Here is a 26,633-nt window from a genome sequence, read left to right as displayed (position 1 = left end):
CCTATTGGCTCTACCAGCCTCTTCGCAGCGCAAGGCTGCTCCTACAGGGACGGCGTAAACCAGGGGGCTGCAAGGCAGCCCCGAGGCCCTGATGGTCAGCGCTTGGCGTACTGCAGCACCACTTCCAGCGGGTGGCGCATCTGCCGCTCGGTCATGCGCTTGACCTGGCTGCGGCACGAGTAGCCTGTCGCCAGCGGCTCGCCTTCCTTGTCCAGCTTGGTCGCCCACGACTGCTCGAAGATGGTCCGCGAGGTATCCTGATTGCGCGCCTCGTGCCCATAGGTACCAGACATACCGCAGCAACCAGTCGCCTCGGTCACCAGCTTCAGGCCCAGACGGGCGAACACCTGCTCCCACTGCTTGGTGCTGGCCGGCACGTTGGTCTTCTCGGTGCAGTGCGCCATCAGGCGGAAATTGCCCGGCGCAGTCGGTGCCTGCTCCGGCAGCACGTCCATCAACCACTCCTGCGGCAACAGCACCTGCGGGCAGCCATCCAGGCCCGGCACTTTCTGGTACTCCTGGCGATACACCAGGGTCATCGCCGGGTCCAGGCCCACCAGCGGCACGCCGCAGTCAGCCAGGGCCTTGAGCTGGGTCGCATTACGGACAGCCGCCTTGGCAAACGCACCGAGGAAGCCCTGAACGTGGAGTGGCTTGCCGTTTGCACTGTACGGCGCCAGGAACACCCGGTGGCCCAGGCGGTGCGCCAGGTCGATGAAGGCCGACAGCAGCGGTGTCTCGAAGTAACGGGTAAATGCATCCTGCACCAGCACGATGCTGCGCTCGCGCTGGGCCGGGGTCAGCTCACGCAGTGCCGGCACGCTGGCCACGCCGACGCGACAGCGGGTCAGGGTAGCCTGGAAGTTGAAGCGACTGATCAGCGGGCTGTCGACCATGCCGACCTTGTCGGCCAGCAGCTTGCTCACCCACTTCGAGCCCATCACCGCGTTGTACAGCCCTGGCGCGTGGGCCAGGTACGGGATGGTGAACTCCAGCGAACCGATCAGGTAGTCACGCAGCGGGCGCTGGTAGCGGCCGTGGTACAGCTCGAGGAAGCGCGAGCGAAAGTCCGGCACGTTGACCTTGATCGGGCACTGACCGGCGCACGACTTGCACGCCAGGCAGCCGGCCATGGCGTCGTACACCTCATGAGAGAAGTCTTCCTGGCCCTGGCTGCGCGCGCGGTTGTTGCGCAGGCGTGCCGGCAGGCCCTTGAGCCACGACACCTTGTTGCGTGCCGCCGCCAGCACGTCGATGTTGGCCTCGCCCTGCAGGCGCAGCCATTCGCGCATCAGCGAGGCACGGCCCTTGGGTGAGTGCTGGCGCTCGCGGGTGGCCTTCCACGACGGGCACATGGCGTCGTTGGGGTCGTAGTTGTAGCAGGCGCCGTTGCCGTTGCAGTGCACGGCGCTAGGGAAGTCCTGCCACACGCGTTCGTCGATGGTGCGGTCGAGATCGCCGCGCAGGGTTACGCCATCGACCGGGGTCAGGCCTTCGGCACTGCCCAACGGGGTGCAGATCTTGCCCGGGTTGAGCTGGTTGTGTGGGTCGAAGGCGCCTTTCAGGCGCTGCAGCGCCGGGTACAGCTCGCCGAAGTACTCCGGCACGTATTCAGAACGCAGGCCCTTGCCGTGCTCGCCCCACAGCAAGCCGCCATAGCTTTTGGTCAGCGCCGCCACGGCGTCGGAAATCGGCTTGACCAATGCGGCCTGGGCCGGGTCCTTCATGTCCAGCGCCGGGCGCACGTGCAGCACGCCGGCATCGACGTGGCCGAACATGCCATAGGCCAGGCCGTAGCCATCGAGCAGTGCACGGAAGTCGGCGATGTAGTCGGCCAGTTGCTCCGGCGGTACCGCGGTGTCTTCCACGAACGGTTGCGGGCGTACTTCGCCCTCGACGTTGCCCAGCAGGCCCACCGAACGTTTACGCATGGTGTAGACGCGGGTCACCGCCTCGGCACCCTCGGCCAGGGTATGGCCCAGGCGCTCGACGCTGGTGTCGCTCTGCAGGTGCTGAATGAACGCTTGCACCTTGGCATTGACCTCGGCCGGCTCGTCGCCGCAGAACTCCACCAGGTTGATGCCCAGGGTCGGGCGCTCGGGGTCTGCCGGAAAGTATTCGGCGACGCTGTGCCAGACGATATCCTTCATCGCCAGCATCAGCACCTTGGAGTCGACGGTCTCGATCGACAGCGGCTTGTGCGCCATCAGCGCGTTGGCATCACGCAGTGCATCCATGAAGCTGGTGTAGCGCACGTTGACCAGCACGGCGTACTTGGGGATCGGCAGCACATTGAGCTTGGCTTCGACCACATAGCCCAGCGAGCCCTCGGCACCGCACAGCACGCTGTTGAGGTTGAAGCGGCCCTGCTCGTCGCGCAGGTGGGCCAGGTCATAACCGGTCAGGCAACGGTTGAGCTTGGGGAAAGTGGCTTCGATGAGATCGGCCTGGGTTTCCTGGATCTCCCGCGCCATGCGGTACACCTCGCCGACCCGGCCGGGCGCGGCACAGGCCTGTTCCAGCGCAGCATCGTCGATCGGCAGGCTGTGCAGGCGCTCGCCACCGAGCAGCACGCTGTGCAGCTCCAGTACGTGGTCGCGGGTCTTGCCATAGGTGCAACTGCCCTGGCCACTGGCATCGGTGTTGATCATGCCGCCGACAGTGGCACGGTTGGAGGTGGACAGCTCGGGGGCGAAGAACAGCCCGTGCGGCTTGAGCGCAGCGTTGAGCTGGTCCTTGACAGTACCGGCCTGCACCCGCACCCAGCGTTCCTCGACGTTGATTTCGAGGATCTTGTTCATGTGCCGCGACAGGTCGACGACGATACCGTCGGTCAGCGACTGCCCGTTGGTGCCGGTACCACCACCGCGTGGGGTCAGCTTGACCTGCTGGAAGCGCCCCTCGGCCATCAGCGTGGCGACCCGCGCCACATCGTCGGCGTCCAGCGGGAACACCGCCGCCTGTGGCAAGCGCTGGTAGATCGAGTTGTCGGTGGCCAGCACCGTGCGGGTGCCGTAGTCGGCACTGATCTGGCCACGGAAGCCGCTGTTGCGCAGGGCTTCGAGGAATTCGGGGTAGTTGGCGCTCGGGGCAACGGTCGGCAGCTGGGCGATCATCGAAGGATGGCCTCTTGATATTGGCTAATTCACGGGATTCCTGTCGTTCCGGCATGGGTGATGACATGCGGAGGTGACGTGCAGGCCAATGTTCCTGTAGTTTCGCTTCAGGGGCAAACGGATAATCCTGCCGCTATTAATGACTTTCATGAATGAATTACCGCCATCTCACCCCGTCCATGTCGCTGCTACTGGCTTTTGAGGCTGCCGCCCGGCATGAAAGCTACACCCGAGCCGCCGCCGAGCTGTCGCTCACCCAGAGCGCGGTCAGCCGCCAGGTGCAGGCGCTGGAGCAGCAACTGGGCCTGACCCTGTTCCGCCGCGAGGGGCGCCAGGTGCAGCTGACCGATGTCGGCCGCCTGTACCAGCGCGAGCTCAGCGAAGCACTGGGGCGCATCCGCAGCGCCACCTTGCAGGCGTTGGCCTACCAGTCGGGGGTAGGCACCTTGCGCCTGGCCACCCTGCCCACCTTCGGTTCGAAATGGCTGCTGCCGCGGTTGCATGCCTTCTACAGCGCACACCCGGGCATGCTGGTGCACATACATTCACGCATCGAAGCCATCAACTTCGACACCAGCGAGATCGATGCCGCCATCGGCGTGGCCAGCCACGACCTGCCGGGGTTGATCTGCCATCGCCTGCATGCCGAGGAACTGGTGGTGATATTGCCGCCTGAGGCTGGTGCGGACAGCCAAGGCTGGAGCCCTGCACGCATCACTGAAGAGGTGCTGCTGAATGTGGCCAACAACCCGCATGCCTGGGGCGAGTGGTTCTCGCACCATGGCCTGGCGCACCGGGCGATGCGCCTGGGGCCGAGCTTCGAGCTGACCTCGCACCTGATCCAGGCGGTACGGGCCGGGATCGGCATCGGCCTGGTGCCGCGCATACTGGTGGAGGAAGAACTGGCCAAGGGTGAGCTCTACAGCCCAGGGGTGGCATTTGCCAGCCAGCGCAGTTATTACCTGATCTACCCGCCGCGCAATGAGGCGTTGCCGTCGCTGCGGGCGTTTCGCAGTTGGTTGCTGGAGCAGATCTGATTCTTGCCTGTGCCGGCCTCTTCGCGGGTAAACCCGCTCCCACAGGTATAGCGCTGCTTTCAGGTCAGGTGATGTCCCTGCGGGAGCGGGTTTACCCGCGAAGAGGCCGTTACAGGCAATAAAAAACCCGAAGCCAGTTCCTGACTTCGGGTCTTTTGTACGCTACCTGCAGCGCCTTACTTGGCCACGCTACCAGCAGCCCCAAGGGCCTGCGCCTTGCGACGCGGCTTGACCATGTAGACCACGAACATGGCGAACAGCCACACCGGGATCGCATACACGGAAACCTGGATACCCGGGATCATCGCCATGATGCCCAGAATCAGCACCACGAACGCCAGGCAGATGTAGTTGCCATAGGGGTACCACAGCGCCTTGAACAGCGGCTTCTGGCCAGTGCGGTCCAGGTGCTGGCGGAACTTCAGGTGCGAGTAACTGATCATCGCCCAGTTGATCACCAGGGTAGCCACCACCAGCGACATCAGCAGCTCCAGCGCGTTTTGCGGCATCAGGTAGTTGAGCAGCACCGCGATCAGCGTCACGCCTGCCGACGCCAGGATCGAGCGCACCGGCACACCGCGGCTGTCGACCTTGGCCAGCGACGCCGGAGCGTCACCTTGTTCGGCCATGCCCAGCAGCATGCGGGCGTTGCAGTAGGTGCCGCTGTTGTACACCGACAGCGCTGCAGTCAGGACCACGAAGTTCAGCAGGTGCGCGGCCACGTCACTGCCCAGCAGCGAGAACACCTGCACGAATGGGCTGCTGCCATAGCTGCCACCGGAGGCATCGATGCTGGCGACCAGGTTGTCCCATGGGGTCAGCGACAGCAGCACCACCAGGGCACCGACATAGAAGATCAGGATACGGTAGATGACCTGGTTGATCGCCTTGGGGATCACGGTCTTCGGCTTGTCGGCCTCGGCTGCGGTGAAGCCGAGCATTTCCAGGCCACCGAAGGAGAACATGATGAAGGCCAGGGCCATCACCAGCCCGCTGACACCGTTCGGGAAGAAGCCGCCGTGCGACCACAGGTTGGCCACGGTTGCTTCCGGGCCGCCGCTGCCGCTGGTCAGCAGGTAGGCACCCAGGCCGATCATGCTGACGATGGCCACCACCTTGATGATGGCAAACCAGAATTCGGCCTCACCGAAGAACTTCACGTTCATCAGGTTGATGGCGTTGATCAGCACGAAGAACGCTGCCGCTGTGACCCAGGTGGGGATCTCCGGCCACCAGTAGTGGACATACTTGCCGACCGCCGAAAGCTCCGACATGCCCACCAGGATGTACAGCACCCAGCAGTTCCAGCCCGACAGGAAGCCGGCGAAACCACCCCAGTAGGTGTGGGCGAAATGGCTGAACGAGCCGGCCACCGGCTCTTCGACGATCATTTCGCCGAGCTGGCGCATGATCATGAAGGCGATGAAGCCGCAGATGGCGTAGCCAAGGATCATCGACGGGCCAGCGGATTTCATCACGCCTGCCGAGCCGAGGAACAGGCCGGTACCAATCGCACCGCCGAGGGCGATCAACTGGATATGGCGGTTCTTCAGGCCCCGCTTGAGCTCGCCTGAATGCATGTTTTGTCCACTCATGAACGAAGTCACCTGCATTGTTTTTATCTGTGACGGAATCGGACCCACCGCGCTCGTGGCGCAGCGGAATGGGCAAGGTGGTTACCTTGGGTTTCCTGACCTCAGGGGCCGCCGGAGCGGGTCAACCAGGCGTGATCAAGAGTGCGCGGTACGCAAAGGAGTCACAGGTAAAACGCGGCGCACTGTATACCCCTGCAAACGCGCAGGCGTCAACGCGTTGCATCGTTTCCTCGGGAAAAAACGCAGCGATCCTGTGGTGTGGGCCTTGAAAGGCGAAGTGATCGGCGTACATGGCGCCTCCATTTGTTGTTTTGTCAGCCTGGCTCTGTGGACAGGCTTTTGCACACGGCAATGGCGGCTATAACACCGTGGGGCGGGGCTTTGGGCAAGGGTGTGCGGGGCTTGGCTGGCTGTTTTGATGGGGAGTCGGCGGCAAGGTTTGTTTACACGATTCGACCTAATCTGAAATCCGGGCTGAAACCGACTACATTCGTACAATTTTCTTTACAGGGTGGTTCGGGAACTTGCCAGTCGTCCGAAAATTCTTTTTGTTCAATATCTTGGGGCCGCTTTGCGGCCCATCGCGACACAAGGCCGCTCCTACATGGACCGCGTCAATTTCAAATATTGCGCGGCCCTGTAGGAGCGGCCTTGTGTCGCGATGGGCTGCGCAGCAGCCGCAAATTCTCACAGCCATAAAAAAACCAGCCCGAAGGCTGGTTCTATTTCAACGCAAAGGCCAATCAGCCACGCGGTTTGCCGCGGCCACGCCCTGCCGGCTTGTCACCTTCAGGCTTGGCCGGACGCTTGCGCATCTCGCTCGGGCGTTCGGCCACGGTGCTGCCACGGCCGGTCTTGCGCGGGGCCTCTTCACGCGCCTGGCGCGCCGGGCGTTCGCCGGCAGCAGCACCTTCGTGGGCCGGGCGCAGGCTGCGCACGCGCTCGCCACGGCCCAGCGGGCGGGTCGATTTGCGCTGCAGGCGCTCCATCTTGTCCTTGGCCTTGAGCTTCATGGCTGGCAGCGCCACCGGCTGCAGGCCCACTTCAGCAGCGAGGATGTCGATTTCGCCCTGGGTCATTTCACGCCAGCGGCCCATCGGCAGGTCGGAGTTGAGGAACACCGGGCCGAAACGCACGCGCTTCAGGCGGCTGACCACCATGCCCTGGGACTCCCACAGGCGACGCACTTCACGGTTACGGCCTTCCATCACCACGCAGTGGTACCAGTGGTTGAAGCCTTCGCCACCGGGTGCTTTCTGGATGTCGGTGAACTTGGCCGGGCCATCTTCCAGCATCACGCCAGCCTTCAGGCGCTCGATCATCTCGTCGTCGACCTCACCACGCACACGTACCGCGTACTCACGGTCCATCTCGTAGGACGGGTGCATCAGGCGGTTGGCCAGTTCACCGTCGGTGGTGAACAGCAGCAGGCCGGTGGTGTTGATATCGAGGCGGCCGATGTTGATCCAGCGGCCTTCTTTCGGACGTGGCAGGCGGTCGAACACAGTCGGGCGGCCCTCCGGGTCGTCACGGGTGCAGATTTCGCCATCGGGCTTGTTGTACATGATCACCCGGCGGGTGGCCTCGGCGGCCTCTTCGCGCTTGATCAGCTTGCCATCCACGGCAATGGCGTCGTGCAGGTCGACGCGCTGGCCGAGGGTGGCCTCGACGCCGTTGACCTTGATGCGGCCCTGGCTGATCCAGGCCTCGACGTCACGGCGCGAGCCAACGCCAATGCGCGCCAGCACTTTCTGCAGCTTTTCGCCGGATGGAGGGGTGATCTCGGTATCTTGCAGGTCTTGCTCACTCATCTGGGCACCTCCCGGTGTAGGAATGAAATAAGGGTTCTGGCGACGAACGCGCCAAAAGGCCGCGCATCATACGCGGTTCGGCGTGGGAACGCACTGGAGGGTAGAGGGTTTTGTGGGCTTTGCGAGGGGTTTCTGCCTAATGGTTATGTATTGGCATGGCCGGCCCTTTCGCGGGCACGCCCGCGAAAGGGCCGGTACAGGCAACAAAGGAATCAGGGCAGTGACTTGCCCTCTTCTTCCACCGAGGCCTCAGGCTCTTCCTCGCGCAAATCATCGAAATCGGTCTTCAGCCCCTCTTCCATGGCATCCAGCTCCACCAGCAGGCTACGGAAGCTGGTCTCCTCCTTCGGCTCGGCAACCTCTTCCTCTTCCCCAAGGCTGGCATCCGCCAATGCCTGCAGGTGCGCCGGCACTGGCGCATCATCCGGGTCGAGCAGCGGCTCGGGCTCCATCTCCCGCAGCTCGGCCAAGGCCGGCAGCTCGTCCAGGCTCTTGAGGTTGAAATGGTCGAGAAACCCCTTGGTAGTGGCGAACATCGCCGGCCGCCCGGGCACTTCGCGGTAGCCGACCACGCGGATCCACTCGCGCTCCATCAGGGTCTTGATGATGTTGCTGTTCACCGCCACGCCGCGCACATCTTCGATTTCGCCACGGGTGATGGGCTGGCGGTAGGCGATCAGGGCCAGGGTTTCCAGCAGCGCGCGCGAGTAGCGCTGCGGGCGTTCTTCCCACAGGCGCCCGACCCACGGCGCAAAGTCCTCGCGAATCTGCAGGCGGTAACCGCTGGCCACCTCCTTGAGCTCGAAGGCGCGGCCGTTGCACGATTTGCCCAGCAGCTCCAGCGCCAGCCTGAAGACCTTGGGCTCCGGTCGCTCGGCTTCCTCGAACAGTTCGTACAGACGCTCCAGGGATTGCGGCTTGCCCGAAGCCAGCAGGAAAGCCTCGATCAGCGACGCGAGGTCGCGGGGTTCATTCAGGTTCATCAGGGTCTTCAACAAGCGCCGGGCGAAGCCGCACGTGGATGGCGGCGAAGGGTTCATTCTGCACCAGTTCGATCAGCGATTCCTTCACCAGCTCGAGAATCGCCATGAACGTCACCACTACGCCCAGCTTGCCCTCCTCGGCGGCGAACAGCTCGACGAACGGCACGAAACCGCCACCCTTCAGGCGTTCCAGCACCTGGCTCATGCGTTCGCGGGTGGACAAGGTCTCGCGGGTGATCTGATGGCTTTCGAACAGGTCGTTGCGGCGCATCACCTCGGCCATCGACACCAGCAGCTCTTCCAGACTGACCTGGGGCAGCAGCTTGCGCACCTTGGCCTGTGGCGCCTCCAGGCGCGGCACCACCACCTCGCGGCCGACCCGTGGCAATTCATCGATACCTTCGGCGGCAGCCTTGAAGCGCTCGTACTCCTGCAGCCGGCGAATCAGTTCGGCGCGCGGGTCACCCTCCTCCTCCTCGACCTCGGCCGAGCGCGGCAGCAACATGCGCGACTTGATCTCGGCGAGCATGGCAGCCATCACCAGGTATTCGGCGGCCAGCTCCAGGCGCACGCTCTTCATCAGCTCCACGTAGCCCATGTACTGGCGGGTGATTTCCGCCACCGGAATGTCGAGGATGTCGATGTTCTGCTTGCGGATCAGGTACAGCAACAGGTCCAGCGGGCCTTCGAAGGCTTCGAGGATGACTTCCAGAGCGTCCGGCGGGATGTACAGGTCCAGTGGCAGTTCGGTCAGGGCTTCGCCATAGACCAGTGCCAACTGCAGCTGCCGAGGCGTTTCGGCCTGCTCGGCCGGTGCCTCGGGCGTTTCCACCTGGCTCACGCGTTGACCAGGAACGGCGTGGGGTCGCCGCAGCCTTCACGGACCAGTTCCGGTTCATCACCGGACAGGTCGATGATGGTCGATGCCTTGAGGTCACCGAAACCGCCGTCGATCACAAGGTCGACATGGTGCTCCAGGCGCTCGCGGATCTCGTAAGGGTCGGTCATCGGCTCGGTGTCGCCTGGCAGGATCAGGCTCACACTCATCAACGGCTCGCCCAGTTCGGCCAGCAGGGCCAGGGTAATGGCATGGGCCGGCACCCGTAGCCCGATGGTGCGCCGTTTATCGTGCAACAGCAGGCGCGGCACTTCGCGCGTGCCGTTGAGGATGAACGTGTAAGGCCCCGGCACATGTGCCTTGAGCAGCCGGAAGGTGCCGGTGTCGACCTTGGCGTACAAACCCAGCTGCGACATGTCGCAGCACATCAGAGTGAAGTTGTGCGTCTTGTCCAGCCCGCGCAGGCGCCGCACCCGTTCGATGGCCGCCTTGTCACCCATCTGGCAACCCAGTGCATAGGCCGAATCCGTCGGGTACACCACCACACCGCCCTTGCGGATAATCTCGACGGCCTGCTTGATCAGGCGCTGCTGCGGGTTCTCCGGATGAATCTGGAAAAATTGGCTCACGTAGTCGTCCTGTTCATACCGCCAAAGGCTGTTCATGGCTGAATCGGCGCCACAGAGGTGGCAGGTCCTCGGGCAAAGGCCGGTAGGCACCGATCTCGCCCCAGGTGCCGGGGCCGTGGAAGTCACTGCCAGCGCTTGCCAGCAGGCCGAACTCACGGGTGAGGATGGACATGGTGCCCACCTGCTCGGCAGGCATCATCCCGTTGACCACTTCAAGCGCCTGCCCGCCTGCCTGAATATAGTCGGCAATCAGTCTTCTGCGCTTGCTGCGGGTCAGATCGTAGTGCATGGGATGCGCCAGGCTCACCCAAGCGTTGGACTGGCGCAGGGTCGCGACGGTTTCATCAAGGGTCGGCCAGTGCTGCTTGACGTCCCCCAGCTTGCCGGCGCCCAGCCATTTGCGAAACGCCTCGCTGCGATCCTTGACGTGCCCGGCACGCACCAGGTACTCGGCAAAATGCGGGCGCGCCGGGGCGTTGCCGCTATCGCCCAGTTCGTGCTGCACGGCGCGAGCGCCGTCGAGGGTACCGGGCATGCCCTTGGCCGCCAGCCGTTTGTCGATTTCTTCGGCGCGCAGCCAGCGGCCACGGTGCAGCGCTTCGATCGCCGCCAGCAGGGGCGGTGCGTCGAGCGGGAAGTCATAGCCCAGCACATGGATGGTAGCGCCACCCCAGGTGCACGACAGCTCCACCCCGCTGACCCAGTGCATGCCCTTGTCGCGGCACGCCTGGCGCGCCTCGGGCAGGCCTTCGATGGTGTCATGGTCGGTCAGTGCCAGCGTTTGCACCCCATACTCATGGGCCCGGGCGACCAGTGTCGAAGGCGACAGGGCGCCGTCGGAGGCCGTGCTGTGACAGTGCAGATCAACATTCATGGAGGAGCGCTTTCGCTGGAATCGATGTTTGTTATTATGCCGTCACATCCCGATTCTGGCTGCCATTGTGAAACAATTCATCGATTTCATCCCGCTGCTGCTGTTCTTCATCGTCTACAAGCTCGACCCGCGCCCCATGGAAGTCGCCGGCCACAGCTTCGAATTCGGCGGCATCTACAGCGCCACGGCCATGCTGATCATCAGCTCGCTGGTGGTCTACGGCGCGCTGTTCCTGCGCCAGCGCAAGCTGGAAAAGGGCCAGTGGCTCACCCTGGTGGCCTGCCTGGTGTTCGGCGGCCTGACCCTGACCTTCCACAGCGAAACCTTCCTCAAGTGGAAGGCACCGGTGGTGAACTGGCTGTTCGCCCTGGGCTTCGCCGGCAGCCACTTCATCGGCGACCGGGTGCTGATCAAGCGCATCATGGGCCACGCCCTGAGCCTGCCCGATGCCATCTGGACCCGCCTGAACCTGGCCTGGATCGGCTTCTTCCTGTTCTGTGGCGCGGCCAACCTGTTCGTCGCCTTCACCTTCCAGGACTTCTGGGTCGACTTCAAGGTGTTCGGCAGCCTGGGCATGACCGTGATGTTCCTGGTAGCGCAGGGCGTGTACCTGTCGCGCCACCTGCACGACGACCCTTCTACCTCCAAACCCAAGGATTGACATGCTCTACGCCATCATCGCCAGCGACGTCGCAAACTCCCTGGAAAAGCGCCTGGCTGCCCGCCCGGCGCACATCGAACGCCTGCAGCAGCTGAAGGCCGAGGGCCGCGTGGTACTGGCCGGCCCGCACCCGGCCATCGACAGCAACGACCCTGGCGAAGCGGGTTTCAGCGGTAGCCTGATCGTTGCCGAGTTCGACTCCCTCGCCGCGGCGCAAGCCTGGGCCGATGCCGACCCCTACATTGCCGCGGGCGTGTACGACAAGGTGGTGGTCAAGCCGTTCAAGCAAGTGCTGCCTTGATCTGAGACCGCGTGTGCTTCTTCGCGGATAAACCCGCTCCCACAGAGACGGCGCAGGCTTCAAGCTTGCACTGCTCCTGTAGGAGCGGGTTTACCCGCGAAGAAGGCCACGCGGTACCACCAGTTATACTGTTGCCATCAGTCTGCGGTATCTTTGCCACTGGCGGGCCGAATAGCCGCCGTCAATGGTTGAATTGAGTGAGTCATGAGCGAGCTGTTACTGATAGATGATGACCAGGAGCTGTGCGAGCTGCTCGGCAGCTGGCTGACCCAGGAAGGGTTTACCGTGCGCGCCTGCCACGATGGCCAGAGCGCACGCCAGGCCTTGGCCACGCATGCCCCGGCGGCCGTGGTGCTGGACGTGATGCTGCCCGACGGCAGTGGCCTGGAACTGCTCAAGCAGTTGCGCAGCGAGCATGCCGAACTGCCGGTACTGATGCTCTCGGCCCGCGGCGAGCCGCTGGACCGCATTCTCGGCCTGGAACTGGGCGCCGACGACTACCTGGCCAAACCTTGCGACCCGCGTGAACTCACCGCTCGCCTGCGTGCCGTGCTGCGCCGCAGCCACCCCACCGCCACCACCAGCCAGGTGGAGCTGGGCGACCTGGTCTACAGCCCTGCCCGTGGCGTGGCCAGCATCGATGGCCGTGAAATGACCCTGACCCTGTCCGAAAGCCGCATTCTGGAAGCGCTGCTGCGCCAACCCGGCGAGCCGCTGGACAAGCAGGAACTGGCGCAGATCAGCCTGGGCCGCAAGCTGACCCTGTACGACCGCAGCCTGGACATGCACGTCAGTAACCTGCGCAAGAAGATCGGCCCCCACGCCGATGGCCGGCCACGCATCGTCGCCCTGCGCAGCCGTGGCTATTACTACTGCCTCTGAACATCTTTACCGAGCCTTTACCATCCGCTGACCGCGCTTGACGGTGATCTCCCTAGACTGTGCTCATCCGGTAACCACCGGCCCATGAAAGGAGAGACACCATGCGCAAGACCCTTATCGCCCTGATGTTCGCCGCCGCCCTGCCGACCGTGGCCATGGCCATGCCTGAAGGCGGCATGCGCCACGACGGCCCACATCATCGCGGTGATGCGCCTTTCCACCAGCTGGACCTGAGCCGTGACCAGCGCCAGCAGATCGGCAAGCTGATGGGCGAGCAGATGAAACAGCGCCGCGACATTACCGAGCGCTACCTGTCCAAACTGCCGGCCGCCGACCAGAAGGCGATGAAGGACGAACTGCAGGCCAACCGCGACAAGACCGACAGCGCGGTCCGCGCCCTGCTCAAGCCTGAGCAGCAGAAGAAGTTCGACGAACTGCAGAAGGAACGCGCCGCACAGAAAGCCGAGTGGCAGGAGTTCCAGGCCTGGAAAGCTGAAAAAGGCAACAAGGCCCAGTAAGCTGTCCGCCCGATGCCCGGCCCGCCTCAGTGCGAGCCGGGCTTTTCTTGTTTGCAGGAGGTGCACTTGCGTTCACTGTTCTGGCGCATCCTGGCCAGTTTCTGGCTGGCCATCACCCTGGTTGCGGGCCTGTCGATCCTGCTGGGCCACATGCTCAACCAGGACGCCTGGATCCTCAGCCGCCACCCGGGCCTGAATACCCTGGCCAGCAAGTGGGCCAAGCATTACGAACAGGAAGGCCTGGCTTCGGCACAGCATTTCCTGGAACGGCGCAAGGACCGCTACAAGATCGACGTGCAGGTGCTCGACGACAGTGGCGAAGCCGTGGTGCCCGGCACCTTCCCGCGCCGTGCGGCGGCCTTCGAGGCACGCCAGCACAATGACCAGCGGCGCCTGCCGTGGCGCCGGTTGACCGAGGAATACACCAGCCCCGACACCGGCCAGACGTACCTGCTGATCTACCGCATCCCCCACCCGGCGCTGGATGCCTGGCACCGCGAAAGCCTGCTGTGGCCGCTCAGTGCGCTGGGCATTGCCCTGGTGGTGCTGACCCTGTTCAGCCTGCTGGTGACCCTGTCCATCACCCGCCCGCTCAGCCGTCTGCGCAGCGCCGTGCATGACCTGGGCCAGACCACCTACCAGCAGAACAGCCTGGCGCAGCTGGCGGCGCGGCGTGACGAATTCGGCGTGCTGGCCAAGGACTTCAACAAGATGGGCGCGCGCCTGCAAAGCACCATCGGCAGCCAGCGCCAGTTGCTGCGCGATGTGTCCCATGAATTGCGTTCACCGCTGGCCAGGCTGCGTATTGCCCTGGCCTTGGCCGAGCGCGCCGAACCTGAGCAGCGTGAAGCGCTGTGGCCACGCCTGACCCGCGAATGCGACCGCCTGGAAGACCTGATAAGCGAAATTCTCGCCTTGGCGCGGGTCGATGCCGAACAGGCCCATGCCGAGCCGGTGGACCTCAACGCCCTGCTCGGCAGCGTGCGCAAGGATGCCCAGCTCAGCGCACCAGAGCAGGATGTGCGCCTGGAGGCTCAGCCGGGGTTGACCTTGCAAGGTTGGCCAACGCTGATCGAGCGTGCCGTGGACAACCTGCTGCGCAATGCCCTGCGCTTCAACCCGCAGGGCCAGCCGATCGAAGTCAGCGCCGCGCGCGAGCAGGACCGTATCCTGATCAGCGTGCGTGACCATGGGCCGGGGGCGGCGGCGGAGCACCTTGCGCAGTTGGGGGAACCGTTCTTCCGTGCGCCGGGGCAGGATGCGCCGGGACATGGGCTGGGGCTGGCGATTGCACGCAAGGCGGCGGAGCGACACGGTGGCAGCCTGGTACTGGAGAACCATCCACAGGGGGGCTTCGTGGCGCGGCTGGAGTTGCCTGTGACTGAAGCGACAGGCAGTTGATTTGATGTAAATGCTCCCGGCCTCTTCGCGGGTAAACCCGCTCCCACAGGTAACCGTGCAAGGCCTGAAACTTGCGCCACACCTGTGAGAGCGGGTTTACCCGCGAAAGGGCCGGATGCCTTGATACGGCAATCAGCCCCAGGCCGCGCTATTCACCCCAGGCACTGACGAAATCAGCAGTTTCCAGAATCGGCGCGGTGCGCGGCTCGGTCAGCGGCGTACCCACATACAGGTAACCGATCAGCTCCTCGTTCGCAGCCAGCCCCAGGCCCTTGTGCACATGGGCATCGAAAGCCATGTCCCCGGTGCGCCATACCGCACCGATACCTTGCGCATGCGCCGCAATCAGGATGCCGTGCGCGGCACAGCCCGCCGCCAGCCGCTGCTCGGACTTGGGCACCTTGAAGTGGTCCTGCAGCTTGGCAATCACCACGATCAGCAACGGCGCCCGCAGGGGCATGGCGCGGGCCTTGTCCAGGGCAGCCTGGGTGGCATCCCCCTTGTGCTGCAGCGCTTCGGCGAACAGCTCACCCAGCTTCTCGCGGCCCTGGCCTTCGATGGTGAGAAAGCGCCACGGCCGCAGCTGGCCGTGGTCCGGGGCGCGCAGGGCGGCCTGGAACAGCGCCTCGCGCTGGGCGGCATTGGGCGCCGGGTCGGTCAGGCGTGGCACGGAAACACGGTTGAGCAATGCGTCGAGAGCCTCCATCGGCTACCCTCCTGGCAGGTAAATGTGCGGCCATTCTAGCGTTTACATCACCAGACCCATAGGTAGAATGGCGCCCTTCCGTTTAGAGTCAGAGCAGATCACATGGCGTTGCCGACCTTAAGGATCATTGGTTTCATCATCGGCATCTTCCTGATTACCCTCGCCGTCAGCATGGCCGTGCCCATGGCGACCCTGGTGATCTTCGAACGCACCCGTGACATGCCGTCGTTCCTCTGGTCGAGCCTGATCACCTTCATCGCCGGCCTGGCCCTGGTGCTTCAGGGTCGCCCCGAGCATGTGCACCTGCGCCCGCGCGACATGTACCTGCTGACCGTCAGCAGCTGGTTGGTGGTGTGCGTGTTCGCCGCCCTGCCGTTCCTGCTGACCCAGCACATCAGCTACACCGACGCCTTCTTCGAGAGCATGTCGGGCATCACCGCCACCGGCGCCACCGTGCTCAGCGGGCTGGACAACATGTCACCGGGCATCCTGATGTGGCGGTCGATGCTGCACTGGCTAGGCGGCATCGGCTTCATCGGCATGGCGGTAGCGATCCTGCCGCTGCTGCGCATCGGTGGCATGCGCCTGTTCCAGACCGAATCATCCGACCGTTCGGAGAAGGTAATGCCGCGCTCGCACATGGTCGCCAAGTCGATCGTGGGGGTATACGTCGGCTTCTCGATCCTGGGCGCGCTGGGCTTCTGGTGGGCTGGCATGAGCCCGTTCGATGCGATCAACCACGCCATGTCGGCGATTTCCACTGGCGGGTTTTCCACCTCCGACCAGTCGCTGGCCAAGTGGGATATCCCGGCCGTGCACTGGGTCGCGGTTGTGGTGATGATCCTCGGCAGCCTGCCCTTCACCCTTTACGTGGCGACCCTGCGCGGCAACCGCAAGGCACTGATCCGCGACCAGCAGGTGCAGGGTTTGCTGGGCATGCTGGTGGTTACCTGGCTGGTGCTCGGCACCTGGTACTGGGCCACCACCAACCTGCACTGGCTCGACGCCCTGCGCCACGTGGCGCTGAACGTGACCTCGGTGGTCACCACCACCGGCTTCGCCCTGGGTGACTACAGCCTGTGGGGCAACTTCTCGCTGATGCTGTTCTTCTACCTGGGCTTCGTCGGTGGCTGCTCCGGCTCGACGGCTGGTGGTATCAAGATCTTCCGCTTCCAGGTCGCCTACATCCTGCTCAAGGCCAGCCTCAATCAGCTGATCCACCCACGTGCGGTGATCAAGCAGAAGTACAACGGCCACCGCCTTGACGAAGAAATCGTGCGTTCGATCCTGACCTTCTCGTTCTTCTTCGCCATCACCATCTGCGTCATGGCGCTGCTGCTGTCTTTGCTTGGCGTGGACTGGATGACTGCCCTGACCGGCGCTGCGGGTACGGTTTCGGGTGTGGGGCCGGGCCTGGGTGAAGTGATCGGCCCATCGGGCAACTACGCCACGCTGCCGGATGCTGCCAAGTGGATTCTCGCCAGCGGCATGTTGCTCGGCCGATTGGAAATCATCACCGTGCTAGTGTTGTGCATGCCGGCGTTCTGGCGCCATTGACCACCTCCGGCTCGGCGCCCAGGCGGGCGCGGTACTCACTGGGCGTGACATGGAACCAGCGGCGAAACGCACGGTAGAAATTGCTGGGGTCGGCAAAACCCAGCAGGTAAGCGGTTTCCAGCAGGGTCATGCCCGGCTGCGCCAGGTACTGTTCGGCCAGTTCGCGGCGGGTGTCGTCAAGCAGGGTCTGGAAGCTGGTGCCCTCCTCCTGCAGCCGCCGCTGCAAGGTGCGCTGCGACAGGTGCAGGGCCTGGGCCAGGGTTTCGCGCTTGGGTTCGCCCTGCGGCAGGATGCGGCACAGTACCTGGCGCACCCGGTGGGTGACCCGGCTTTCCGAGAAACGCGCCAGGTATTCGCCGGCAAAACGGTCATGCAGTATCGCCATGGCTTCATTGGCGGTGGGCAGCGGTGCCTCCATGTCGGCGCGCTCGAACACCAACGCATCGTGCGGCGCACCGAACACCAGCGGCGAATGGAACGCCACCTTGTAGGGTTCGATATTCTTTGGCTGCGGCCCTTGCACCAGCACCCGGCGCGGTTGCACCGGGCGACCGCTCAGCCAGCTGCACAGCGCCAGCGCACAGGCCAGCGATGCTTCGGCGCTGTGCCGGGTCGGTGGCAAGTGGTCGCCGTGTACGGTCAGGATCAGCGAATAGCCCTCGGGGCCGAGGACGAAGCTGAGGTCGGAGCTTTCGGCAATGATGCGCTGGTAACGCACCAGGCGCTCGAAGCCTTCGGCCAGGGTGCGGCTGGACATCAACGCATAACCCACCACATGGAACGATGCCGGGCGCACCACCCGCGCCATGTTCAGGCCTATGGCCTCGTTGCCCGACAGCTCTACCGCCAGTTGCCACAGCCGGGTCATGGAGTCCTGGGGGAAGCGCGCGTCGGGGTCGTCGAGGGCAGCGAAATCCAGCCCCAGCTGCTTGAACATGGCCCGGCAGTCCAGCCCTTCCAGTTCGAGTGCCTTCACGATCCCTGATGCCCAGCTGGCTGACGTGGTTCTTTCGCTCATGACAGGCTTCTTATGCTGACCGCTCCTGCGGTGAACCCCAAGGATATTCAATTGGCGCCTATTGTCACTGATAGGCTTCGCCAGTCACTCTAGACTCGAATCAGGCTCCACGCCGTGCATCTTGTCCAGAAGTGTTAATCCCGGAGCACTGTCATGAACCGCACAGCGCAGTTTCGCAGTTTTGCCGAGTTCTACCCTTACTACCTGGGGGAGCACAGCAACCCCACCTGCCGCCGCCTGCACTTCGTCGGCACCAGCCTGGTGATAGCCCTGCTGGCCTACACCATCGGCAGTGGCAAATGGTTGTTGCTGCTGGCCTTGCCCGTGTTCGGCTACGGCTTTGCCTGGGTCGGGCATTTCTTTTTCGAAAAGAACCGGCCTGCAACCTTTACCCATCCGCTGTATAGCCTGATCGGGGATTTCGTGATGTTCAGGGATATCCTGCTGGGCAAGATCAGCCTGTAGATCTTTTGGGGCTGCTTTGCGGCCCCCAGGGCCCTCAAGCCCTACGCCGGTTCGCGCACCGCCGCCGCTGCTTGCGCCTCCCGCGCCTGTGCCTCGGCCAACCGGTACAGCTCGATCGTGCCATCCCAATGCTCGATCAGCGCCGTGCACGACTCCACCCAATCCCCGCAATTGAGGTACTCCACTTCCCCCACCTGGCGAATCTCGGCATGGTGGATATGCCCGCACACCACCCCATGAAAACCGCGACGGGTGCACTCGTGGGCAATGGCATCCTCGAAGTCGCTGATGAAGTTCACCGCGCCTTTGACCTTGTGCTTCAGGTACGCCGACAGCGACCAATAGCCGTATCCATAGCGGGCACGCCAGCGGTTGAGCCAGCGGTTGAGCACCAGGGTGAATTCGTAGGCACGGTCACCGAGGAACGCCAGCCAGCGGTGGTAACGGGTAATCACGTCGAACTGGTCGCCATGGATCACCAGCAGGCGGCGGCCATCGGCGGTAAGGTGCTCGGCCTCGTCCACCAGTTGGATGTTGCCGAGTATCAGCCTGGAGTAACGGCGCAGGAATTCGTCATGGTTGCCGGTGACGTAGATCACCTCGGTGCCCCGCTTGCTCATGGTCAACAGGCGGCGAATCACGTTGGTGTGGGCTTGAGGCCAGTAGATACCACCGCGCAGCTTCCAGCCATCGATGATATCGCCCACCAGGTAGATACGGTTGGCCTGGTAGCCCTTGAGGAACTGCGACAGGTGTTCGGCCTGGCAGTCGCGGGTGCCCAGGTGCACATCGGAAATCCACAGGGTACGCACGCGTTGCTTGCGCGAGGGACGTGACAGTTCGGCATGGGTCATGGGCAGGCTCCGACGCAGTTTGCTGGAGACTGGCAGGCGCGAATGACAGATCGGTGGCAAAACCGTTACGAGTGATGGACCGCGAGGAATGAGGCACAATGCGCCTCTGCCCTGCGAGGACGCCTCTCCCCATGACCGCCGGCCCGATCCTCTCGCTGCGCCATTACCGCGACAGCCTGATCGCCCACAGCCACGAACACCCGCAACTGGTGTTCGGCCTGCGCGGTCGTCTGGACTTCGAGGTGCAGGGACATGGCGCCGGGATCGATCGACAGGGGTTGATCGTGGTACCGGCGGGCGCCCATCACACCTGCGCCAGCGATGGCGGCAGCGATTGCCTGGTGCTGGATGTACCAGGGGACCATTGGTTGCGCGAGCAACTGGGCGAACATGCAGATGCCAGCCGCCGCCTGCTCGACCGCCCCGCCGCCCTGGGCCTGGATGAGCGCCAGCAACAGTTGGTGGACTGGCTGGCGACCAGCCCCATGCACGACCCGCTGATTGCCCGACAAGGGGCAGCGCTGCTGCTGGCCAGCCTCAACCCCACGGCGGCCGCCAGCGTCACAGCCAGCCAGCGTCTGCCCTATGCCGCCTTCGACGCACATATCGAGCGGCATGCCGCCTACCCGCTGCAAGTGGCTGACCTGGCGCGCATCGCCGGGTTGTCCAGCGCCCGCCTGCATGCGCGCTTTACTGCGGAATGCGGGATGACGCCGATGGACTACATTCGCCAGCGGCGCTTGCTCAAGGCGCGACGGCTGGTGATGCAGACCTTGCTACCGATGGGGGAGATTGCGGCGCAGGTGGGGTACAGCTCGCAAAGTGCGTTTTCGGCGGCGATGTTGCGGGCGTTCGGGTGTACGCCGCTGGCTTTGCGGCGAGAGTCTGGCGACAAACCACACTAGCCTTGCGACAGAATGCATTCTCCTGAGCCTATACACTTGGCCTGTGCCGGCCCTTTCGCGGGTAAACCCGCTCCCACAGGCACTGCAAAGGCTTCGAAAGCGGTGCAGTAGCTGTGCGGGTTTACCCGCGAAGAGGCCGGCACAGCCAGTAGAGATCTTGAGCAAGGACCACCCATGAACCACCGCACCGCCCTCGGCGCCCTGCACATCGGCGCGCTGTTCTTCGGCCTCACCGGCGTCTTCGGCAAACTGGCCACCAGCGCCAGCCCGGCGATCATCGTCTTCGGCCGCGCCGCCTTCGCCGTGCTCGCCCTGGCCCTGTTCGCCAGCCTGGCCGGCCCGGGCTGGCAACGCCTGAGCGGCCAGGACACTCGCCGCCTGCTGCTCGGTGGCGTGCTGCTGGCCGGCCACTGGGTCAGCTTCTTCATCGCGGTAAAGGTTGCCGGCGTGGCCATCGCCACCCTCGGTTTCGCCAGCTTCCCGGCCTTTACCGTGATCCTCGAGGGCCTGCTGTTCCGCGAACGCATCCGCCGCAATGAGGCTTTGCTGGTACTGCTGGTCAGCATCGGCCTGGTACTGGTCACGCCGGCATTCGACCTGGCGAGTGAAGCCACCGGTGGCCTGCTCTGGTCATTGCTGTCGGGGCTGCTGTTCTCCCTGCTGTCACTCACCAACCGCGCAGGCTCCGGCCGCCTGCCTGCAGTGCAGGCGGCGCTGTGGCAGAACCTGGTAGTGGGCCTGTGCCTGCTGCCGTTCGCGGCGCCGGACCTGGCCGGCGTAACTACCATGGACTGGCTGTGGATCGCCCTGCTCGGCATCTTCTGCACCGGCGTGGCGCACAGCCTGTTCGTCGCCAGCCTGTCGGTGATCAAGGCGCGCACCGCCGCCGTGGTGTTCGGCATGGAGCCGGTCTACGGCATCGCCGTGGCCTGGGTGGTGTTCGCCGAAACCCCCACCCTGCGCATGCTGCTGGGCGGTGCACTGATCATCTTCGCCATCGTGCTTTCCAGCCGCCTGGCCGCCGAACAACCGCCCAGGCAGCGGCCACTGGCCGAAAGCGCCTGATTCAGCGGTCGTTGTGACCCAGGTCACGCTGCGGGTCGATCTGGTCGCGCACCCGCTGCTTCAGCACCTTGGCTTCGGGGAAGCCACCGTCGGCTTTGCGCTCCCAGATCTGCACGCCATTGCAGGTAATACGGAAGATACCGCCGGTGCCAGGCTCCAGGGCCACTCGGCCGAGGTCGTCGGCAAAGGTGCTGAGCAGTTCCTGGGCCAACCAGGCGGCCCTCAGCAGCCATTGGCACTGGGTGCAATACGTGATGACAATTTCCGGTTTGCTGTCGGCCATGGTGAGGCATCTCCAGATGAGGGGCCGCTTATACTAGCCGTCTTTAGCCCACGGTTTGAGACTCACGATGCGCCGTTTGCTGTTCTGTTTCCTGCTCACCCTCTCCTCCTTCACAGCATTCGCCGCCGAACCGGCCAGGCCCAAGGTTGGCCTGGTGCTGTCGGGGGGCGCGGCCCGCGGCCTGGCCCATATCGGTGTGCTCAAGGCCCTGGAGGAACAGGGGGTACGCATCGACGCTATCGCAGGCACCAGCATGGGGGCGGTGATAGGCGGCCTGTATGCCTCTGGCTACAGCGTCGAAGAGCTGGAAAAGCTTGCCACCACCCTCGACTGGCAACAGGCGCTGTCCGATGCCCCGCCGCGCAAGGACGTGCCGTTCCGGCGCAAGCAGGATGACCGCGACTTTCTGGTCAAACAGAAGCTCAGCTTTCGCGACGACGGCAGCCTGGGCCTGCCGCTGGGGGTGATCCAGGGCCAGAACCTGGCGCTGCTGCTGGAAAGCAAGCTGGCGCACACCGCCGACACCCGTGACTTCGACAAGCTGCCAATCCCCTTCCGCGCCGTGGCCACCGACATTGCCAGTGGCGAAAAGGTGGTGTTCCGCCGTGGCCACCTGCCCCAGGTGATCCGCGCCAGCATGTCGATCCCGGCGGTGTTCGCCCCGGTCGAGCTGGACGGCCGGCTGCTGGTGGACGGCGGCATGGTCGACAACATCCCGGTGGACGTCGCCCGCGAAATGGGTGTGGACCTGGCCATCGTGGTCGACATCGGCACGCCGCTGCGTGACCGCAAGCAGCTGGCCACGGTGGTCGACGTGCTCAATCAGTCGATCACCCTGATGACCCGGCGCAACTCGGAAGAACAACTGGCCAGCCTGCACCGCGACGACATTCTCATCCAGCCACCGCTGACCGCCTTTGGCGTCACCGACTTTGGCCGCGCCAGGGAAATGATCGAGGCCGGCTACCGCGCCACCCGCCTGCTCGACCCGCGCCTTGTCGCCCTGCGCCAGCCCGAAGGTGACAGCAGCCTGGCCGTGGCCCGCTCGCCACGCCAGCGCACGCCAACGATAACCGCGATCAGGATCGAGAACGACTCCAAGGTCAGCGACGAGGTCATCCGCTCGTACATCCGCCAGCCGATCGGTGCGCCGCTGGAGCTAGGCCGCCTGCAGACCGACATGGGCACGCTGTACGGACTGGACTACTTCGACCGGGTGCAGTACCGCGTGGTGCACAAGGGCGACGACAACACCCTGGTGATCAACGCCCGGGGCCGACGCGGTGGCACCGACTACCTGCGCCTGGGCCTGAACCTGTCGGACGACCTGCGCGGCGACAGCGCCTTCAATCTGGGCGCCAGCTACCGGGTAAACGGCATCAACAGCCTCGGCGCCGAATGGCTGACCCGTGGCCAGATCGGCGACCAGCAGGAGTTGTACAGCGAGTTCTACCAGCCGCTGGACGTGGGCTCGCGCTATTTCATCGCACCGTACCTGGACTTCAGCTCGCAGAACATCGAAGCCACCCTGGACAACGACCCGGTAGCCGAGTACCGCCTGGAGCGTTACGGTTTTGGCCTTAACGTGGGGCGGCAGATCGGTACCAACGGTGAAGTGCGCCTGGGCGTGGGCAAGGCCTGGGGCGAGGCCGAGGTGCGCATCGGCGACCAGGACCTGCCCAAGGTCAGTTTCAACGAAGGTTTCTACGAGCTGAAGTACTCGTTCGACACCCTGGACAATGTGTACTTCCCGCACAGCGGCGAGGATATCGGCCTGACCTTGCGCAAGTATGACCAGTCTCTGGATTCTGACCAGGATTACCGGCAGTGGATGTTCAACCTGGACAAGGCCATCAGCAGCGGGCCGAACACCTTCGTTCTGGGCGGGCGCTACGGGCGCACGCTGGATGATACCGAGGTGGTGACGTCGAGCTTCGTGCTGGGTGGCGCGCGGGAGCTGTCAGGCTTTCGCCAGGACTCGGTGTCGGGGCAGAACGTGAGCCTGATGCGCATGGTCTACTACCGCCGCCTGACGCCACGGGCCTACGTACCGCTGGACTTCCCGCTGTACATCGGCGGGTCGCTGGAGCGAGGGCGGGCGTGGAACAACGACAACGAGTTCGACAGTGGGTACATCAATGCGGCGAGCATCTTCCTGGGGCTGGAGACGCCGCTGGGGCCCTTGAACTTCACTTATGGTGCCAACAGTGCGCATGAGCAGGCGGTGTACCTGAACCTTGGGCATACCTTCTAGGGCCTGCACTGAACCTGTAGGAGCAGCCTTGTGCTGCGAAGAGGCAGGTTTGACAGAAGATGTTCTGTGCCTGGAATGACCTCTTCGCAGCACAAGGCTGCTCCTACAACGATCGCGGGTGCAGGTTGATCAGGATTTCTCCAGGTTGGCCAGGATCTTGGCATGCACCCGCATGCACACCTGCAGCTCCGCCTCATCCACCCCGGTGAACAGCTCTACCCGCAGTTGATTGGCAATGGTCTCGATCTGGTCGATCAGCGGCTTGGCCGGCGGGCACAGCACAATTTTCTTCGCCCGTCGGTCCTCCAGCACCGCCTGCCGGCGTACCAGCCCCTGCGCTTCCAGGCTATCGAGCAGGCGCGCCAGGGTCGGGCCTTCGACGCCCACGCTCTGGGCCAGCTCACGCTGGGTCGGGGCCTCTTCGAAACGGGCCAGGTGCAGCAACACCAGCCAACGTGCCTGTGACAGGTTGAGCCCGGCCAGGCGGCGGTCCAGCTCGGCACGCCAACCCCGGGACATCTGGGCCAGCTGCATGCCGAAGCGGTGTTGGTTGTCGGTCAGGGGCATAAGCAACTCATTGAATAGATCTAATTATTAGGCAGCTAACCATGGCCCGCCCCACGAGGCAAGGCTCGGGCACCCTGGAATATTCGATAATCGTCAAAAAACATGACAAAGGTCAGCAGATGGCAGTTCTGCCTCCGATCCTGTCACCACTTACAGCTCGAACTCGGCCGCCAGCGCAGCCCGCACGCAGTACAGCACGCCCTCCGGCACCCGCCCCCCGAACAGCGGCACGATCGCAGACACCGGTGGCAGCTCGCCCTCGCCATCGAGGAAGGCATCCTGCACTTCCATCAACAGGTCTTCCGGCAGGTCCAGGGCCTGCTCGAGGCTCAGTTCCTGGCGGCCCAGCGCCTCGGCCAGCAGGCTGTAGACGTTCTTCTCGCTGCAGTTGAGCTGGCCGGCGATCTGCGCCGGGGTCATGCCGGCGCGTGCCAGGCTGACCAGTTCGTGGCGCAGGTCGAGCACCACTTTCGGTGCTTCGTCGGTGCCACCGCTATTGTTCAGCACCTCGAGGAAGGCCTGGCCATAACGCTCCAGCTTGCGCGCACCCACGCCGCTGACCTGGGCCATGTCGCTGAGGCTGACCGGCTGGCTGCGCAGCATCTCCAGCAGCGTCGAGTCGGGGAAGATGACATAGGGCGGCACGCTGTGCTCCTCGGCCAGCTTGCGCCGCAGGGTACGCAGTGCTTCCCACAGCTCGCGCTCTTCGGCACGCACCAGCTGGCTGGCCGGGCTGCCGCCACTGGACGACGACGTCCTGGCGGTGGTCTGCGGCTTGAGGTCACGGCGCAGCTGCAAGGTCACCTCGCCCCGCAGCAGCGGCCGGCAGCTGTCGGACAGGCGCAGGCCACCGTAGCCTTCCAGGTCGATGTCGACCAGGCCGCGCGCCACCAGCTGACGGAACAGCGAACGCCACTCGACCTCGGCCAGCCCCTTGCCGACGCCAAAAACCGAGAGTTTTTCGTGGCCGAAATTGCGCACCTTTTCGGTGTCCTTGCCCAGCAGCACGTCGACCAGGTGCCCGACGCCGTAGCGCTGGCCGGTGCGGAACACCGCCGACAGCGCCTGGCGGGCAGGCTCGGTGGCATCCCAGGTCTGCACCTGGTCGACACAGTTGTCACAGTGCCCGCACGGTTGCTCGAGGGTTTCGTCGAAATAGGCCAGCAGTGACTGGCGGCGGCAGCGGGTTTCTTCGCACAGGGCCAGCATGGCATCGAGCTTGTGCTGCTCGATGCGCTTGTGGCGCTCGTCCCCTTCGGAGTTCTGCAGCATCTGCTTGAGCATGACCATGTCCTGCAGCCCGTAGGCCATCCAGGCATCGGACGGCAGCCCGTCACGGCCGGCACGGCCGGTCTCCTGGTAGTACGCCTCGAGCGACTTGGGCAGGTCAAGGTGGGCAACAAAACGCACGTTCGGCTTGTCGATGCCCATGCCGAAGGCAATGGTGGCGACCATGATCAGGCCTTCCTCGTTGAGGAAACGGTGCTGGTTGGCCGCGCGCGTCTCGGCTGCCAGGCCGGCATGATACGGCAGCGCCGGGAAGCCCTGGTCACAGAGGAAGGCAGCGGTTTCGTCGACCTTCTTGCGTGACAGGCAATAAACGATACCGGCGTTGCCGCGGCGTTCGCCGAGGAAGGCCATCAGCTGCTTGCGCGGCGCCTCCTTGGGCACGATGCGGTAGAAGATGTTGGGCCGGTCGAAACTCGACAGGAAGCGTTCGGCGCCTTGCAGGTGCAGGCGCTGGACGATCTCTTCACGGGTGCGCATGTCGGCGGTGGCGGTCAGCGCTATGCGCGGCACATGCGGGAACAGCTCGGCCAACTGGCCCAGTTGCAGGTATTCGGGGCGGAAATCGTGGCCCCATTGCGACACGCAGTGGGCCTCGTCGATGGCGAACAGCGAGATATCCAGATCACGCAGGAAGTCGAGCATGCGCGGCTGCACCAGGCGTTCCGGTGCCAGGTACAGCATCTTCACTTCGCCACGGCGCAGGCGCCCGGCCAGGTCACGCTGCTGCTCGGGGGTCAGCGTGGAGTTCAGCGCGGCAGCCGGCACACCCAGTTCGTCGAGCGTGGCGACCTGGTCGTCCATCAGCGCGATCAGTGGCGAGACCACCACTGTCAGGCCCGGACGCAGCAGCCCCGGCACCTGGAAACACAACGACTTGCCGCCGCCGGTGGGCATCAGCACCAGGGCATCGCCGCCATTAGCCACGCAGTCGATGATCGCTGCCTGGCGCCCGCGGAAACTGTCGTAGCCAAAGACGTCCTTGAGAACGCGCTGAGCCTGTTCGAGCATGTGCAACTCCACAAA

At 64.3% G+C, this 26,633-nt stretch carries 24 protein-coding genes; 11 read left to right on the top strand and 13 right to left on the bottom strand.

Annotated features, from left to right (window positions below; genetic code table 11):
- Nucleotides 1–95: 95 nt before the first annotated feature.
- Entirely contained in the window at nucleotides 96–3,116 is a 3,021-nt protein-coding gene (ydiJ, locus tag IMX18_RS04760; RefSeq protein ID WP_054573799.1) for a D-2-hydroxyglutarate dehydrogenase YdiJ, read from the bottom strand.
- 152 nt (nucleotides 3,117–3,268) lie between these two features.
- On the opposite strand from ydiJ, the gene IMX18_RS04755 reads away from it, so the two are divergent.
- The gene (locus tag IMX18_RS04755) at nucleotides 3,269–4,153 is read left to right on the top strand and encodes a LysR substrate-binding domain-containing protein (protein ID WP_015271277.1); all 885 of its coding nucleotides are present in this window, start codon (nucleotides 3,269–3,271) and stop codon (nucleotides 4,151–4,153) included.
- Nucleotides 4,154–4,329: 176 nt separating this feature from the next.
- Here IMX18_RS04755 and IMX18_RS04750 read toward each other — a convergent pair whose 3' ends face one another.
- From IMX18_RS04750 to IMX18_RS04725, 6 genes are all read right to left on the bottom strand, one after another.
- Nucleotides 4,330–5,748, bottom strand: a complete 1,419-nt coding sequence (locus IMX18_RS04750; RefSeq protein ID WP_161551429.1) for an amino acid permease — start codon at nucleotides 5,746–5,748, stop codon at nucleotides 4,330–4,332.
- Nucleotides 5,749–6,491: 743 nt separating this feature from the next.
- A complete protein-coding gene (gene rluB / locus IMX18_RS04745) occupies nucleotides 6,492–7,559 on the bottom strand; it encodes a 23S rRNA pseudouridine(2605) synthase RluB (protein ID WP_013973666.1) in 1,068 nt (355 codons plus the stop codon).
- 212 nt (nucleotides 7,560–7,771) lie between these two features.
- Nucleotides 7,772–8,542, bottom strand: coding sequence for an SMC-Scp complex subunit ScpB (gene scpB, locus IMX18_RS04740; protein WP_191472264.1), 771 nt, complete (start codon nucleotides 8,540–8,542; stop codon nucleotides 7,772–7,774).
- The gene (locus tag IMX18_RS04735; protein ID WP_161551480.1) at nucleotides 8,529–9,254 is read right to left on the bottom strand and encodes a segregation and condensation protein A; all 726 of its coding nucleotides are present in this window, start codon (nucleotides 9,252–9,254) and stop codon (nucleotides 8,529–8,531) included. The genes scpB and IMX18_RS04735 overlap by 14 nt, the downstream gene beginning before the upstream one ends.
- Before the next feature lie 125 nt (nucleotides 9,255–9,379).
- Entirely contained in the window at nucleotides 9,380–10,009 is a 630-nt protein-coding gene (locus IMX18_RS04730; protein WP_038408376.1) for an L-threonylcarbamoyladenylate synthase, read from the bottom strand.
- 13 nt (nucleotides 10,010–10,022) lie between these two features.
- A complete protein-coding gene (locus IMX18_RS04725; RefSeq protein ID WP_217190723.1) occupies nucleotides 10,023–10,883 on the bottom strand; it encodes a PHP domain-containing protein in 861 nt (286 codons plus the stop codon).
- 67 nt (nucleotides 10,884–10,950) lie between these two features.
- On the opposite strand from IMX18_RS04725, the gene IMX18_RS04720 reads away from it, so the two are divergent.
- From IMX18_RS04720 to IMX18_RS04700, 5 genes are all read left to right on the top strand, one after another.
- On the top strand, nucleotides 10,951–11,544 hold the full coding sequence (locus IMX18_RS04720; RefSeq protein ID WP_003259096.1) for a septation protein A: 594 nt from the start codon (nucleotides 10,951–10,953) through the stop codon (nucleotides 11,542–11,544).
- A 1-nt stretch (nucleotide 11,545) separates the two neighbouring features.
- Nucleotides 11,546–11,845 (top strand): YciI family protein, encoded by a 300-nt coding sequence (locus tag IMX18_RS04715; RefSeq protein ID WP_015271283.1) that lies wholly within the window; start codon nucleotides 11,546–11,548, stop codon nucleotides 11,843–11,845.
- 204 nt (nucleotides 11,846–12,049) lie between these two features.
- Complete coding sequence (locus IMX18_RS04710; RefSeq protein WP_013973673.1) at nucleotides 12,050–12,727, top strand: response regulator transcription factor; 678 nt, start codon at nucleotides 12,050–12,052, stop codon at nucleotides 12,725–12,727.
- 101 nt (nucleotides 12,728–12,828) lie between these two features.
- A complete protein-coding gene (locus IMX18_RS04705) occupies nucleotides 12,829–13,245 on the top strand; it encodes a Spy/CpxP family protein refolding chaperone (RefSeq protein ID WP_013973674.1) in 417 nt (138 codons plus the stop codon).
- 60 nt (nucleotides 13,246–13,305) lie between these two features.
- Nucleotides 13,306–14,646: a sensor histidine kinase gene (locus tag IMX18_RS04700; protein WP_054573796.1), complete on the top strand. Its 1,341-nt coding sequence runs from the start codon at nucleotides 13,306–13,308 to the stop codon at nucleotides 14,644–14,646.
- A gap of 148 nt (nucleotides 14,647–14,794) precedes the next feature.
- Here IMX18_RS04700 and IMX18_RS04695 read toward each other — a convergent pair whose 3' ends face one another.
- A complete protein-coding gene (locus tag IMX18_RS04695) occupies nucleotides 14,795–15,352 on the bottom strand; it encodes a nitroreductase family protein (RefSeq protein ID WP_013973676.1) in 558 nt (185 codons plus the stop codon).
- A 102-nt stretch (nucleotides 15,353–15,454) separates the two neighbouring features.
- On the opposite strand from IMX18_RS04695, the gene IMX18_RS04690 reads away from it, so the two are divergent.
- Nucleotides 15,455–16,909 (top strand): TrkH family potassium uptake protein, encoded by a 1,455-nt coding sequence (locus tag IMX18_RS04690; protein ID WP_013973677.1) that lies wholly within the window; start codon nucleotides 15,455–15,457, stop codon nucleotides 16,907–16,909.
- Here the strand turns inward: IMX18_RS04690 and IMX18_RS04685 are convergent.
- Nucleotides 16,866–17,927: an AraC family transcriptional regulator gene (locus tag IMX18_RS04685; RefSeq protein WP_015271285.1), complete on the bottom strand. Its 1,062-nt coding sequence runs from the start codon at nucleotides 17,925–17,927 to the stop codon at nucleotides 16,866–16,868. The genes IMX18_RS04690 and IMX18_RS04685 overlap by 44 nt on opposite strands.
- Nucleotides 17,928–18,080: 153 nt before the next feature.
- Between IMX18_RS04685 and IMX18_RS04680 the strand changes: the two genes are divergently transcribed.
- Nucleotides 18,081–18,392 (top strand): Mpo1-like protein, encoded by a 312-nt coding sequence (locus IMX18_RS04680; RefSeq protein ID WP_015271286.1) that lies wholly within the window; start codon nucleotides 18,081–18,083, stop codon nucleotides 18,390–18,392.
- A gap of 41 nt (nucleotides 18,393–18,433) precedes the next feature.
- On the opposite strand, the gene IMX18_RS04675 is transcribed toward IMX18_RS04680, so the two are convergent.
- Nucleotides 18,434–19,246 carry a UDP-2,3-diacylglucosamine diphosphatase gene (locus IMX18_RS04675; protein WP_015271287.1) on the bottom strand — a complete coding sequence of 271 codons (813 nt, stop codon included), beginning with the start codon at nucleotides 19,244–19,246 and terminating at the stop codon, nucleotides 18,434–18,436.
- A 131-nt stretch (nucleotides 19,247–19,377) separates the two neighbouring features.
- On the opposite strand from IMX18_RS04675, the gene IMX18_RS04670 reads away from it, so the two are divergent.
- On the top strand, nucleotides 19,378–20,151 hold the full coding sequence (locus IMX18_RS04670; RefSeq protein WP_015271288.1) for a helix-turn-helix transcriptional regulator: 774 nt from the start codon (nucleotides 19,378–19,380) through the stop codon (nucleotides 20,149–20,151).
- Nucleotides 20,152–20,325: 174 nt separating this feature from the next.
- The gene (locus IMX18_RS04665; protein ID WP_054573795.1) at nucleotides 20,326–21,216 is read left to right on the top strand and encodes a DMT family transporter; all 891 of its coding nucleotides are present in this window, start codon (nucleotides 20,326–20,328) and stop codon (nucleotides 21,214–21,216) included.
- Nucleotide 21,217: 1 nt separating this feature from the next.
- Here the strand turns inward: IMX18_RS04665 and IMX18_RS04660 are convergent, their stop codons facing one another.
- The gene (locus IMX18_RS04660) at nucleotides 21,218–21,499 is read right to left on the bottom strand and encodes an Rdx family protein (RefSeq protein WP_003259082.1); all 282 of its coding nucleotides are present in this window, start codon (nucleotides 21,497–21,499) and stop codon (nucleotides 21,218–21,220) included.
- Between the two features lie 67 nt (nucleotides 21,500–21,566).
- Between IMX18_RS04660 and IMX18_RS04655 the strand changes: the two genes are divergently transcribed.
- Nucleotides 21,567–23,753 (top strand): patatin-like phospholipase family protein, encoded by a 2,187-nt coding sequence (locus IMX18_RS04655; RefSeq protein ID WP_013973684.1) that lies wholly within the window; start codon nucleotides 21,567–21,569, stop codon nucleotides 23,751–23,753.
- Between the two features lie 129 nt (nucleotides 23,754–23,882).
- Here the strand turns inward: IMX18_RS04655 and IMX18_RS04650 are convergent, their stop codons facing one another.
- On the bottom strand, nucleotides 23,883–24,320 hold the full coding sequence (locus IMX18_RS04650) for a MarR family transcriptional regulator (RefSeq protein ID WP_013973685.1): 438 nt from the start codon (nucleotides 24,318–24,320) through the stop codon (nucleotides 23,883–23,885).
- 150 nt (nucleotides 24,321–24,470) lie between these two features.
- Nucleotides 24,471–26,618 carry a DNA helicase RecQ gene (gene recQ / locus IMX18_RS04645; protein WP_039612594.1) on the bottom strand — a complete coding sequence of 716 codons (2,148 nt, stop codon included), beginning with the start codon at nucleotides 26,616–26,618 and terminating at the stop codon, nucleotides 24,471–24,473.
- Nucleotides 26,619–26,633: the final 15 nt, after the last annotated feature.

It is taken from the genome of Pseudomonas shirazica, assembly GCF_015168335.1.
Lineage (GTDB): Bacteria > Pseudomonadota > Gammaproteobacteria > Pseudomonadales > Pseudomonadaceae > Aquipseudomonas > Aquipseudomonas asiatica.
This window is presented reverse-complemented; position numbering and strand designations above follow the sequence as displayed.

Coding starts and splice junctions, on each gene's coding strand:
- IMX18_RS04650 (WP_013973685.1), bottom strand. CDS start 24,320: ATGCCCCTGACCGACAACCAACACCGCTTCGGCATGCAGCTGGCCCAG.
- IMX18_RS04755 (WP_015271277.1), top strand. CDS start 3,269: ATGAATTACCGCCATCTCACCCCGTCCATGTCGCTGCTACTGGCTTTT.
- IMX18_RS04690 (WP_013973677.1), top strand. CDS start 15,455: ATGGCGTTGCCGACCTTAAGGATCATTGGTTTCATCATCGGCATCTTC.
- rluB (WP_013973666.1), bottom strand. CDS start 7,559: ATGAGTGAGCAAGACCTGCAAGATACCGAGATCACCCCTCCATCCGGC.
- IMX18_RS04665 (WP_054573795.1), top strand. CDS start 20,326: ATGAACCACCGCACCGCCCTCGGCGCCCTGCACATCGGCGCGCTGTTC.
- IMX18_RS04750 (WP_161551429.1), bottom strand. CDS start 5,748: ATGAGTGGACAAAACATGCATTCAGGCGAGCTCAAGCGGGGCCTGAAG.
- IMX18_RS04670 (WP_015271288.1), top strand. CDS start 19,378: ATGACCGCCGGCCCGATCCTCTCGCTGCGCCATTACCGCGACAGCCTG.
- IMX18_RS04660 (WP_003259082.1), bottom strand. CDS start 21,499: ATGGCCGACAGCAAACCGGAAATTGTCATCACGTATTGCACCCAGTGC.
- IMX18_RS04675 (WP_015271287.1), bottom strand. CDS start 19,246: ATGACCCATGCCGAACTGTCACGTCCCTCGCGCAAGCAACGCGTGCGT.
- recQ (WP_039612594.1), bottom strand. CDS start 26,618: ATGCTCGAACAGGCTCAGCGCGTTCTCAAGGACGTCTTTGGCTACGAC.
- scpB (WP_191472264.1), bottom strand. CDS start 8,542: ATGAACCTGAATGAACCCCGCGACCTCGCGTCGCTGATCGAGGCTTTC.
- IMX18_RS04655 (WP_013973684.1), top strand. CDS start 21,567: ATGCGCCGTTTGCTGTTCTGTTTCCTGCTCACCCTCTCCTCCTTCACA.
- IMX18_RS04715 (WP_015271283.1), top strand. CDS start 11,546: ATGCTCTACGCCATCATCGCCAGCGACGTCGCAAACTCCCTGGAAAAG.
- ydiJ (WP_054573799.1), bottom strand. CDS start 3,116: ATGATCGCCCAGCTGCCGACCGTTGCCCCGAGCGCCAACTACCCCGAA.
- IMX18_RS04685 (WP_015271285.1), bottom strand. CDS start 17,927: ATGAGCGAAAGAACCACGTCAGCCAGCTGGGCATCAGGGATCGTGAAG.
- IMX18_RS04695 (WP_013973676.1), bottom strand. CDS start 15,352: ATGGAGGCTCTCGACGCATTGCTCAACCGTGTTTCCGTGCCACGCCTG.
- IMX18_RS04705 (WP_013973674.1), top strand. CDS start 12,829: ATGCGCAAGACCCTTATCGCCCTGATGTTCGCCGCCGCCCTGCCGACC.
- IMX18_RS04710 (WP_013973673.1), top strand. CDS start 12,050: ATGAGCGAGCTGTTACTGATAGATGATGACCAGGAGCTGTGCGAGCTG.
- IMX18_RS04725 (WP_217190723.1), bottom strand. CDS start 10,883: ATGAATGTTGATCTGCACTGTCACAGCACGGCCTCCGACGGCGCCCTG.
- IMX18_RS04680 (WP_015271286.1), top strand. CDS start 18,081: ATGAACCGCACAGCGCAGTTTCGCAGTTTTGCCGAGTTCTACCCTTAC.